The 492-nt window shown below is 69.5% G+C and carries 1 protein-coding gene; it reads left to right on the top strand.

Annotated elements, in window-relative coordinates:
* On the top strand, nt 1-492 hold a 492-nt coding region (locus ADK52_RS09130), incomplete at both ends, for an AMP-binding enzyme (RefSeq protein ID WP_159045884.1).

Below are 492 nucleotides of genomic sequence, written 5' to 3'. Positions count from 1 at the left end.
GGGGTTCTGGAGTTCGTGGGGCGTGCTGACGGTCAGGTGAAGGTGCGGGGTTTCCGTATCGAGCCGGGTGAGATCGAGGCCGTTCTCGCTGGTCATGAGCAGGTCGTCCAGGCGGCCGTCGTCGTGCGGGAGGACCGGCCCGGCGACAAACGCCTCACCGCCTACGTCGTGGCTGCGACCGCGGACTTCGACGCTGCTGTCCTGCGCGGGCACGTGGCGGAGCGGCTGCCGGACTACATGGTGCCGTCGGCTTTCGTTGCCCTTGGTGCCTTGCCGTTGACGCCGAACGGGAAGTTGGACCGGCGGGCGTTGCCGGCTCCCGAGTACACCTCGGACGCGTCGGGGCGGGCACCGCGCACGCCGCGGGAGGAGGTCCTGTGCGGCCTGTTCGCCGAGGTCCTGGGTGTGGAGTCGGTGTCGATCGATGACGGTTTCTTCGAGCTGGGTGGGCATTCGCTGCTGGCGACGCGGCTGGTGAGCCGGATCCGGACC

The sequence above is a fragment of the Streptomyces sp. WM6372 genome (assembly GCF_001279655.1).
Lineage (GTDB): Bacteria > Actinomycetota > Actinomycetes > Streptomycetales > Streptomycetaceae > Streptomyces.
This window is presented reverse-complemented; position numbering and strand designations above follow the sequence as displayed.